The organism is uncultured Winogradskyella sp. (genome assembly GCF_947496485.1).
Classification (GTDB): domain Bacteria; phylum Bacteroidota; class Bacteroidia; order Flavobacteriales; family Flavobacteriaceae; genus Winogradskyella.
This window is the reverse complement of record NZ_CANMCZ010000025.1, coordinates 1-308: the sequence shown is the minus strand read 5'-3', so window position 1 is coordinate 308 and position 308 is coordinate 1. Positions and strand designations below refer to the sequence as shown.

At 37.0% G+C, this 308-nt stretch carries 1 protein-coding gene; it reads right to left on the bottom strand.

Annotation, left to right across the window (positions count from 1 at the left end):
* On the bottom strand, positions 1–308 hold a 308-nt coding region (locus Q0822_RS18240; protein WP_299126403.1), incomplete at both ends, for a hypothetical protein.

Below are 308 nucleotides of genomic sequence, written 5' to 3'. Positions count from 1 at the left end.
ATATCACCACCTAACAAATCATCAGTGATAGTTATAGTGTTAATTGATACTTGTCCATTATTAATAACTCTGAACGTATAAATTACTAAGTCACCAGGACCAACACAACCAGTAGTCGAACTAGAAGCTGATTTAAATACAACTATACCAGAATCGCTACAAAGTGTCACATCAGGATTACCAGCATCGATTACATAAGTATCAGTAGCTTGAACCGTAGTTGTTCCATCCGGTTCTAAACCTTCAGCTGTTACATTGTTGGTAATGTTGCCTGCATCGACATCAGCTTGTGTTATTGTATAATCTGG